The sequence below is a fragment of the Psychrobacillus antarcticus genome (assembly GCF_029533155.1).
Taxonomy (GTDB): domain Bacteria; phylum Bacillota; class Bacilli; order Bacillales_A; family Planococcaceae; genus Psychrobacillus; species Psychrobacillus antarcticus.
Window position 1 is genome coordinate 37544 of record NZ_JAIZDB010000023.1, and the last position, 9610, is coordinate 47153.

The following is a 9610-nucleotide window of genomic DNA, read 5'->3' on the forward strand; positions in this document are numbered from 1 at the left end:
ATACTCATATATTAGTTAGGGTGACGATATTGGACGCGATCAGCGACCGGCATTACACACTACAAAAAAATTGCACCACACAAGCGAAGGGAGATCACAAGTTTATGAAGAAAACAGCTATCAAAATTGCAGCTTCAACTGCAGTAGCAGCTTCAGCTTTCGTTGCAGTAGCACCAGTTCAACAAGCTGATGCAGCAACTAACGCAACACAATTAGCAACAAACGCACAAAATGCAGGTACAGTACTAAAATGGGCTATCTCTTATGAAGGTTCAGCAGATTTCAAAACTCGTCCATTCAACGAGTTTAATGCAGCTAAAAAAGCAGTTGCAGCAGCAGAGACAGCAGCAGCAAAATTAGGTGCTAATGAAAAATTAAGCCTACAAGCTAAATTAGTAGATGCTAAAATTCAAATCGTACGCGCTACAGCTTATATTGATGCAATCACTTCAAGTGAAAAAATCAAAGCTTTAACAAGCAACCTTAATGCAGCAATCGCAACTGGTGATCTTGCTAAAGTTGAAACTGCTTACCATGCAGCTTCATTCGAATATAAAAAACAAGCTAAATTGTTGGACCGTGTATACGGACAATCTACTCGTGACGGTATCCGTAACGCAGTTAAACCGGCAATGGAAGCAGCACTTGACTCAGTTAAGTATGATGTAACTGTTAAAATGCACATTGACAAAGCTTCTGCTTTGATCAAAGCAGGTAAATTAGAAGAAGCAGCAGCTGAATTAGCTAAAGCAGATTACAATTTAACTCTTAAAGATGCTAAATTCACATTCAAAACTCAATTACAAAAGAGCTATGACGATGCAGCTGTTTCACTTCCACTACAAGCAGTTTCTGCTATTGGTGATGGTGCAAACCAAGTTACAGTTAAATTCTCTAAAGCTTATACTTCAGATGAAAAAATTACTACTTTAGAAGCTGGTCAATTTAAAATTAACGGATTAACTATTCAATCAGCAGTACTTTCAGCTGATAAAAAATCTGTATTATTAAGAACTTCTACTCAAAAAGCTAACACTGAGTATACTGTTACTTGGCAAGGTAAGACAGTTTCATTCAAAACACCAGCAGTAGCAGATACTTCAGGTATTGCAGTTAACCAAACTGACGTAGCTTACCTTGAAACTACTGATACACGTACTTTCACATCTAAACTAACTAACACTGATGGTACTCCATATGTTGGTGGTGTAAAAATTTCACTAACTGCAGCTCAAATTACTACAGTTAACGGTACTTTAACTTCTGGTACAGCTTGGTCTGGTGTAACTGACTCAAATGGTAACCTAGTATTCACTGTTGGCGTACCAACTGGTAGCGCATCTGTAGTTGATGTAGTAGCAACTATCGAAAAAACTGATAGTGCTGAAACTTCTAAGAAAACAGCTAAAACTCATTTCTTTAAATTAGCTGCTGATGGAAATGTATCATCATTAGCTGTTAAAACATTCTACGTTTCTGCAGAAAATGATTATGTATATGCTAACTCTTTAAAATATAAATGGGATGCAAACGATCAATTCTTCATTCGTGGTCAAGTAGTATCACAAGCAGCGTTTGAAACTGCTTTGTCAAATGGCGATACACTTGCTGTAGACTACAAATCAAAAGTTGAAAACTCATCAACTTGGAATATTACTAATGATGTAACTCTTGCAGCTGATGTAGAATTCACAAACCCAGCTAAAGAAAAAGTTACTTTTGATGGTTACAACTATGACTTAAGTGGTACAGCACAAGCTGGACACACAGTTAAAGTATACCGTGGTACTACATTAATGGGTACTTCAGTAGCTGATGCAAGCGGTAACTGGACTCTTCGTGGAGTTAACTTAACTCAAAATGTAGGAAACGAATTCAAAGCAATCCAATATGCACCTGGTAAAGATGGTGGATTAACTGGTGCTTTCGAAGGACTTGCTGCTACAGTATTAATCAACGAAGGTGAATTTGCTTCAGAAGTATTATCTTTAACTGATATCGGTGATCCAGGATTATCTATTGGTGATACTTTAAACTTCACGTTTGAAAGATCATCATATGGTCACGCATTCAAGAAGAACATAACTGGAACAATTACAGTTGCAGATGGAATTGGTCAATCTGTTGTTGTAAATGTTGAAGAAACGGGTACTAATACATTAAAAGTTACTGGTTTTGCTACAAATAATGACAAATTCAAAAATAACTCTGCTTCATTAACAGTTACGGCTGCTACTGGAATAGTTAACCAAGATGAACTTGCTTACAACGTAGCTGAATCTACTGATGTTTCATTAAACTTCGGTGGAACTGGTGCAGTTGCAGGTTCAGGTACAGTTTCTAATTTCACTGCTGCTTCTAATACATTTGTTGCAGGTGGAAATGGTTATACTTATAACGCGGCTACAGTATTGAAAAATGCTAATGGAACAGTAATTGCTTTTGGTGATGCAGCAATTGATGCAGCACTAGCGAACGGTGATGTAGTTTCTAATATCGTAGTAGAAAACGGCGTTGTAAAATCATTAACAGGAGTAACAGTAGCTTCTGAACAAGCTAAAATTGCAGCAGTTAAAGTAGCAGCAGCAGGAGCTGGTATCTCAGCAGCAACATTAAATGCTGTAACTGACTTAACTCATAAAGGATCAGTAGCAGCTAACTTAGCAGCATATGAAGCTGCAATTGATGCATTAACAGCAGCTGATGTAGATACTCTTGCTGAATTACAAGCAGTAATTAACAAAGCTGATGCAAGTGTAGCAGTATCATCATTAGTAACTGCAATTACAACTGCTGATACTAACAAAGAAGTTAAAGATGCTAGAGCAGCTTACAATGCTTTAAGTGCAGCGGATCAAGCTAAAATTACTAATCTATCATTATTAGTAGCAGCTGAAAAAGCATTAGTAGACGCAAAAACAGCATTAGCAGCTAAAGTAGTAGATGCAGAAACAGTATATAATACTCAAAAATCTAGATTAGCTACATTTGCAGCATCAGAAATTGATGCAATTAATACAAATAATGCTAGTGGATTTACAACATACAACACTGCATTATCAACTTTAAAAACAGCAATTGATACAGCTAAAGCAGCAGCTGTAGTTGATGCAGACGCTTCATCTCCGACAACAATTGGTGGGGCTACATCTACACTAGATACTGCAGTTGGAACAGCTAATACAGCTAAAGCTACATTTGATGCTCTATCAGAAGTAGTATTAACTGGTAAATAATCTCTTTTGAGAAAAGTAAAATATAATTTTTAAATGAAAAGAAATGTCCTTTTGATCGAGAAATCGATTAAGGGCTTTTCTTTTTGTATAGATTCCTGCTTCTCCTATAAAAGTTTAATTATAATACTAACGATTTCTTTTAACAGATTTCAGAATCTAAATGAAGTAATCTTGGGTACCAGGTTCTAATACAATTCTGACAATTTGGTTTAAGAAAGCTTGGTTGTGAGGGGGGGGGGAAGTCTCTTGATCGAGAAATCGATTGGGGGGCTTTTTCTTTTTGTTTTTTTTTCATAGGTCAGATCATGATTTAATATACATAATGAAACTTTTTTACTAGTAGTTGCGTAAAGTCTAAAGTAGCGTATTAACAATGAAAAGGATGATTAATAGTGTCAAAAGTGTATATGGTAAATACGAATAAAACACATAATACCAAAAATGAGACTGAGATGATAAATGACAAAAAAGTATCCGCTTATTATTCTCCGTGGAAGTATTTGATTGATGAGATTGAAGCGGGAGACATTGTTTATTTATATAGCAATGGTAATGGAATAATAGCAAGAGGAATTGCAACAGGGATAGTAGAATTGAGCGATATAGATAATCATGTTGACGAAGAGCATTATATGCATCTAGAGCGTTTTGAAACTTTGGAAATTCCATTGCCATCAGTAAAAGTAACAGAGCTAGCCAAGTCTATTACGGATGACAAGTATACTATTAAATATAACCAGACAATGATTCATTTGCCATATTTTATTGGTTTAAGGGTATGGCAACATATAACTAAATACTATTTGTAAATCTATTTAATCGAGGGGATTTTCTCTATAGGGTAAATATAGTTAGTAAGTGGAAATAAATAATCTCTCTACCTTCTTTGGGAAAGTAGAGAGATTATTATTGTTCATTAGGTTGCGGATTATATTCGATACAGTACCTCGAATATTCGGTTGGTGATTTTTCTCTACTTGTTGGAAGAAGGGATGGGAGAAGATCCAGATTTAAAAATGGATGCGGACTTTTCCTATTATGAAAATAATAAGGATACGAAGAATAAGGATAGTGTTCTAATGATTGGACCATCGGATTTTTTGTTTCGATTGGATTGCGATGTATATAGGAACTAACATGTAGTAATCCAGTAGGGTCTAAAATTTCTTTGGAATAGTACCGGTTTTCGTATATTTGACCTGTGTAATTGTGTTTTTTACGATAGTAGTCACTGTATCTTCTATTAATAGGCATCATCAGTTTACCAATGGGTACATTCGGAGACTTTAAAAGAAAATGAAGGTGGTTTGTCATGATACAATAAGCAAATATGTCAAAGGGATACTTATCAAATACGTAATTTAGAATGCGATAGTACTCGTTGACGTCTTGGTCTCCTCTGAAGATATTTTGGCGATTGTTGCCACGTACGATAATGTGATAGAAGCCGTTTGGATGCCAGTTTCTTTTTCTTCTAACCATTGTTAAGTCTCTCGTTAGGAATGTTTTGTATCCCATTAGCTATACGCTTCCACTTTATCGCCTCTTCTAAAGAAGCTTTGCTAATGTTTGTTTCACCTGCTAAATCTGAGATTGTGCGAGCAATTCGAATGAGTTTTGCTTGTGTCCGATTGCTCCATTTTTCCTGGAAACAGATTGCTTGAAGCATTGTATGTTCTGCATCGGTTAACAATGCGGTTTGCATTAGAAGTGCGAATGGGATATTACCGTTTAATTCACTGCTAGAATATCGTTCTTTTTGTATGCGTCTTGCATTTTGTACACGTTTTCGAATAATTTCAGAAGATTCTCCGACATCTGTTTTTGCTAACCCAACACTATGCAAAGTCAAGATGAAATCGATACGGTCTAAAAGTGGTCCAGATGCTTTTAATTGATAGGATTTTACTTGTGTTGGCGTACATGTACAGTAGCGCTCATTCGATCCGAAGTACCCACAAGGACATGGATTGGTTGCAGCAATGAGTGAAAAAGAGGATGGATACGTCACAGATTGCCTTACTCGATTGATGGTCACTTCTCCTGTTTCCATCGGTTGTCGAAGCATATCAAGTGCTTTTCGGGAAAACTCTCCTAATTCATCTAAAAACAGTACACCCTTATGAGCAAGTGAAATCTCTCCGGGTTTTGGGAATGTTCCGCCCCCAATAAGAGAAACTGCAGATGCAGAATGATGAGGATGCCGGTAAGGTGGTCTCTTGGAAAAACCTCTATTCTCCTTGGCAAGATGATAGATTCCAAAAACCTCCAACATATCATCATTCGATAAATCCGGTAAAATAGTATGAAAAGCATCCGCAAGCATCGTTTTCCCACATCCTGGAGGACCGTTAAGTAAAACATGATGGCCACCAGCTGCTGCTATTTCTAATACACGTTTCGCTTCAGCATGTCCACGAACATTCGCAAAATCTGTATACATATCAGAGTCATCTGCATGAGAAGACTCATTTGGTAATAGGAGATCTTCTTGCGAAAGGTTTAGTACTTGTTGTCCACGTAAATAAGTTAATAAATCTGAAATAGTATGAATTGGAACAAATTCTACTGCTTTCATCTTTCCAAGAAATCTAATATCAATTGGAGGTAAAATAATCCGTTCAAACCCTAATAATACAGCTTGTTGGATAGCAGGTATTAATCCATGGAATGGGACGAGGTTACCAGATAAGGAAAGGGCAGCGAGAAAACAAGTATTCCTGCCAGTTGGCAAAGGCTCCACCACCATTTTTTGCAACACAGCAATAAGCATCGCACAATCATGACCAGTACCTGTCTTTCGTTTGTCAGCCGGCGATAGATGAATCGTTATTTTTTTCATGGATACATCGACGCCAAGTGTATGTAAACAACTTAATATACGTTCTTTCGACTCTTTCATCGGTGCATCTGGCAATCCAATAATAATGCATGCTTCTTTTTCATCCCGTACATTTGCTTCCACCACAACTCTGTGCCCGCGCATCCCTTCTAATCCAACACTCGTCACTTGTTCCAATTTAAAAGTCACATCCTTTGCCACTATCCTAATAGAAAGGAGCAAATAAGTAAATTGTCCTAAAAACGCAACAATGGCAATTTGGGCAGTCAAAAGGAAGAATTTCGCATCAAAATTTCATTTTTGAAGCAAAAAGTGGTCCCAAAATTAAATTTTAGATAATCACGAAGATAGTGAAAGATTACATCTATTACAAAGAAAGGCTCCTCTATCAAAAAAACGAGGAGCTTACAAGGCATTACAAAATCGTCCGAATAGTATCTGAATTGTATGAGAACCTGGTACCCTAGATTAAGTCACCAAAACACTAGGACTTCCCTGGTCTGTCCTTGTCTTATTAAAAGATTTCAGTGACGAGTTCAATATCACCCAGCGAGCAATCATGGAGATTGCGCTTGCGGAATTCTTTCAAAAATATGGGTATGAGGAGAAACTTATGCAGGTATTGCATAACTGACTACAAGAGAGGATTATTTAATCAATCCTCTCTTATTTTCTTCTATTTAAATTAGTTTATTTACTTTGGATGATTAAGTTCATTCTTAGCTACGTTTATATACTGAAGCTCCATTCTAAAAAAACATTTTTAACATAATTGTAAAAAACCGTATATGTCTACATTTATAATACAGTTGGACATGTATATTTTTTTCGGATAAAAGACAAATGTACTTTTTTTCCGAATTATTGTTTATTAGTCAGAATACTTATGGCAATATAGAAATAGATATTGTAAATGTATTACTGTCCCTAAGGAGGTATTAGTGTGCTTAATGCAATTATTCATGGAAAGCTCCCTTCTTCAGTGTGGAATAGTGAGGATGTGATAACAAGTTCAATACTCGGAGGATTTCGGTATTTGTCCAATGTAGAGTACGTTATGCAAGCCTTGTGTTCTAGTTTAGATATTGATAGAAATTTGCTTTCTTTTCCAGTTACCATCAAAAAGGTTCGCTATGTATTCTGGCCATCTCTTAAACAATGTGAACCTGATGTAGTATTGATATTAACTGATGAAAATGATGGGATTCATATCGTTGGGATTGAGGCAAAGTACATGTCACCTAAATCAAGTGAAGAAGATGAAACTGTAGATGTTGAGCAGAGAGAAAGTTGGCAACGTGACCAACTTTCAAGAGAACTTGAAGATTTAAATGATTCGGATACACCAAAGAAACTTGGAATTGACTGTAGAGACATCATCTCAATACAATTAATCTATTTGACTAATCATACTGTCTATCCGGAAGAGGATATTGAGTCTGGTCTTAAGTATTCACAAGCTCCAGTAAGTAACCTCTACTGGATGTCATGGGCAAGCTTTTATGAAGCTGCTTGCATGAAATCTAAGACAGAACAAGATCGAATTATTCTTTCCGAACTACGAGACTTATGTGAACGGAAAAATCTTACTCGTTTTAGTGGATGGGGAAGAATGTCGAATGTCTTACCTTACTACGGTTTTTACTCATCTGGGTCAACAATCAAATGGCCACAAAAGGTACTTAACGAGACAGAATGGAATTATAATCAAAATAAGGGGTGATTAATCAATGGATAATATTTTAATTCAATCATTTCAAAATGTACGTAAAGTTGTAGACAATTCAATCAAACTTTTAAAAGATACTGATGCTTTACTGTCAGATAAAGGTTATATTCCAATTATCGGTAACGGACTAGCTACCGAAACTAGTAAAAGTATTTTACAAACACCTGATAGTTACACGACACTTATCCCTCAATACATTGCAAGACCTTATGGATTTAAATTACAACTTGAAAGCAATAAAGTAGATCATTTACTTATCATTAATATCCAGTTCACACACCCTTTGCATGAGCAACTCATTCCTTCCATAGCAGCAGGAAGATTAGCATTTGAGCATCCTACTGATAACATTCGAAGTATATTTAAGCCTTGGTTTATGAAGTATGCTATTTTTGAAGGTGATTTGAAGATAGATCTATTTAATAAAAATTTATATACATATACTCCTTTCATAGATTCCAAAGATAAGTTCACATTTTCTATCAAGCCTCTTACAACTATTCAATCAAATAACGACGTCTTAGAAATTGTGGAGGATATGTGCAAGTTATAATTAAGTATTTCTGTTAACACCAATACCAAACGTAGTGATTGTCTGGTTTAAAAGGTATATGAATGTAAATTTATTATAATAGAAGAAACTTAAAATTTTTGAATGCTTATATATGTTTAGAACTTGGTAGACATATATACGATTATTTTTACTTTTTAATATTGAATTGAGTCAAGAGGTAAATAATTGGGATTTTGGATTCTACAATAATGCTATGAGGTGATCTAAATGAATTTATATATAATCAACACGAATAAACAAGCTGACCAACGCTATGAGCAGGAAATGATTGAAGAACAAAAGTGTGCTGCTTACCGTTCTACTAAAGGGGAAATTGAATACATTCAAAAGGGAGATAAAGTATTATTGTATAGCAATGGTTCTGGGATAGTGGCAAGGGGAATAGCAGATGGAGAGGTAAAGATGAAAGATGATCTAGGTGAAATAGATGCTGAATATTATATGTCATTAAATGAATTCTATGAATATATTAAAGCCATACCCTATAATAAAATTCAGAGTATCTTGCAAAAAGCCGACCCTTCTTTTGCCAAACCCTTTAATGTAACTGCACTAAAGTTTAGCTTTCCCGTATCTAAAGAAATATGGTTTGAAGTAAATAGATATGTCTAGTTGTGAATTAGTATACAAAGACAAACATATTTTCAATTAAAGGAAAGGATGTTTAGTGCATGAAAGAGGTGCAAGTAAGATACATTGGTTTTCCTGATATAGAAGACGGAGTTTCGGGATTTTATGAATATTATGGTGACAAACGATGCGCAGAACCAAGCAAGTCTTACATAAGTGGGCTTTGTCATACTAACAATGAAGAATTAGACGAGTTAGCGCTACAGGTGGGATTTAAGACAAGGAAAGAATTTTTACAAGAACGCAAAACTAGGAGCTGGAAAAATGCTTATGCTATAGAATTAGCTCCAATCGTGGGAAAAGCTTTGGAAAATGAAGGAATCATTTTGAATATTAATGGGGTTAATGTTGTGTTTCGTTGTCCCAAGAATGAATTTGTTACTTGGCCAGGAAATAAACTTAACGTTTAATCCGTTAGAATAAAACTCTTTTTTATGTATATTAACTATTTACAAATGTTAATTTAAATATGTACAAAGTTGCTTGAATAAATATGGACAAAAATGATCACTTCTTTATAATAATTTTGAGGTGATTAAGATGTACATATCGTTAAATGTTGAAATGGATTTTGAAGTTAAAGGTCTAGACGACCTTCC

The 9610-nt window shown here is 35.5% G+C and carries 8 protein-coding genes; 6 read left to right on the plus strand and 2 right to left on the minus strand.

Going from position 1 to position 9610, the window contains the following annotated elements:
• The first annotated feature begins 104 nt into the window (after positions 1 to 104).
• The gene (locus tag LDK52_RS13625; protein ID WP_277586503.1) at positions 105 to 3236 is read left to right on the plus strand and encodes a hypothetical protein; all 3132 of its coding nucleotides are present in this window, start codon (positions 105 to 107) and stop codon (positions 3234 to 3236) included.
• Between the two features lie 392 nt (positions 3237 to 3628).
• Positions 3629 to 4045 (plus strand): hypothetical protein, encoded by a 417-nt coding sequence (locus LDK52_RS13630; RefSeq protein ID WP_277586504.1) that lies wholly within the window; start codon positions 3629 to 3631, stop codon positions 4043 to 4045.
• A 97-nt stretch (positions 4046 to 4142) separates the two neighbouring features.
• On the opposite strand, the gene LDK52_RS13635 is transcribed toward LDK52_RS13630, so the two are convergent.
• Positions 4143 to 4754 (minus strand): transposase, encoded by a 612-nt coding sequence (locus LDK52_RS13635; RefSeq protein WP_277586505.1) that lies wholly within the window; start codon positions 4752 to 4754, stop codon positions 4143 to 4145.
• Entirely contained in the window at positions 4711 to 6267 is a 1557-nt protein-coding gene (locus LDK52_RS13640; RefSeq protein WP_277586506.1) for a YifB family Mg chelatase-like AAA ATPase, read from the minus strand. Before LDK52_RS13640 ends, LDK52_RS13635 begins: the two co-directional genes overlap by 44 nt.
• Positions 6268 to 7021: 754 nt before the next feature.
• Between LDK52_RS13640 and LDK52_RS13645 the strand changes: the two genes are divergently transcribed.
• The 4 genes from LDK52_RS13645 to LDK52_RS13660 all read left to right on the plus strand — a co-directional run bounded on the left by LDK52_RS13645 (position 7022) and on the right by LDK52_RS13660 (position 9421).
• The gene (locus LDK52_RS13645) at positions 7022 to 7801 is read left to right on the plus strand and encodes a hypothetical protein (protein ID WP_277586507.1); all 780 of its coding nucleotides are present in this window, start codon (positions 7022 to 7024) and stop codon (positions 7799 to 7801) included.
• 7 nt (positions 7802 to 7808) lie between these two features.
• On the plus strand, positions 7809 to 8360 hold the full coding sequence (locus tag LDK52_RS13650; RefSeq protein ID WP_277586508.1) for a hypothetical protein: 552 nt from the start codon (positions 7809 to 7811) through the stop codon (positions 8358 to 8360).
• 228 nt (positions 8361 to 8588) lie between these two features.
• Positions 8589 to 8993, plus strand: a complete 405-nt coding sequence (locus LDK52_RS13655) for a hypothetical protein (protein WP_277586509.1) — start codon at positions 8589 to 8591, stop codon at positions 8991 to 8993.
• A gap of 59 nt (positions 8994 to 9052) precedes the next feature.
• On the plus strand, positions 9053 to 9421 hold the full coding sequence (locus LDK52_RS13660) for a hypothetical protein (protein WP_277586510.1): 369 nt from the start codon (positions 9053 to 9055) through the stop codon (positions 9419 to 9421).
• The last annotated feature ends 189 nt before the right edge of the window (positions 9422 to 9610 follow it).

Coding starts and splice junctions, on each gene's coding strand:
- LDK52_RS13625 (WP_277586503.1), top strand. CDS start 105: ATGAAGAAAACAGCTATCAAAATTGCAGCTTCAACTGCAGTAGCAGCT.
- LDK52_RS13635 (WP_277586505.1), bottom strand. CDS start 4,754: ATGGGATACAAAACATTCCTAACGAGAGACTTAACAATGGTTAGAAGA.
- LDK52_RS13650 (WP_277586508.1), top strand. CDS start 7,809: ATGGATAATATTTTAATTCAATCATTTCAAAATGTACGTAAAGTTGTA.
- LDK52_RS13655 (WP_277586509.1), top strand. CDS start 8,589: ATGAATTTATATATAATCAACACGAATAAACAAGCTGACCAACGCTAT.
- LDK52_RS13660 (WP_277586510.1), top strand. CDS start 9,053: ATGAAAGAGGTGCAAGTAAGATACATTGGTTTTCCTGATATAGAAGAC.